This is a genomic window from Caloramator australicus RC3 (assembly GCF_000297115.1).
Lineage (GTDB): Bacteria > Bacillota > Clostridia > Clostridiales > Caloramatoraceae > Caloramator > Caloramator australicus.
Genome location: NZ_CAKP01000095.1, coordinates 1 through 734, shown reverse-complemented (window position 1 = coordinate 734; position 734 = coordinate 1). Strand labels below are relative to the sequence as shown.

At 43.1% G+C, this 734-nt stretch carries 1 protein-coding gene; it reads left to right on the top strand.

The window, feature by feature from the left end; all coding sequences use genetic code 11:
* Positions 1–734 (top strand): elongation factor Tu (locus tag CAAU_RS08770; protein WP_040306380.1); only part of this gene is annotated, 734 nt, incomplete at both ends.

Genomic DNA, 734 nt, shown 5'->3' with positions numbered 1-734 from the left:
TTTGAGAGAACCAAGCCACACGTAAACATAGGGACAATAGGACACGTTGACCATGGTAAGACAACATTAACAGCAGCGATAACATTTGTATTATCAAAGTATGGAAGAGCACAAGCAACAAGATACGACGAAATAGATAAGGCACCAGAAGAAAAGGAAAGAGGAATAACAATCAACACAGCACACGTTGAATACGAAACAGAAACAAGACACTATGCACACGTTGACTGTCCAGGTCACGCTGACTACGTAAAGAACATGATTACAGGGGCAGCGCAAATGGACGGAGCGATCTTAGTTGTAAGTGCAGCAGACGGTCCAATGCCACAGACAAGAGAACACATACTACTTGCAAGACAGGTAGGCGTTCCATACATTGTAGTATTCCTAAACAAGGCAGACATGGTAGACGACCCAGAACTTATCGACCTTGTTGAAATGGAAATTAGAGACCTATTAAATCAATATGAATTCCCAGGGGACGACACACCAATCGTAGTAGGATCAGCATTAAAGGCACTTGAATGCGGATGCGGAAGCAGAGACTGCGAATGGTGCGGAAAGATACTTAAGCTAATGGACACAGTAGACAGCTACATTCCAACACCACAAAGAGATAAGGATAAGCCATTCTTAATGCCTGTAGAAGACGTATTTACAATCACAGGAAGAGGAACGGTTGCGACAGGAAGAGTAGAAAGAGGAGTATTGAAGGTAGGAGACGAAGTAGAAAT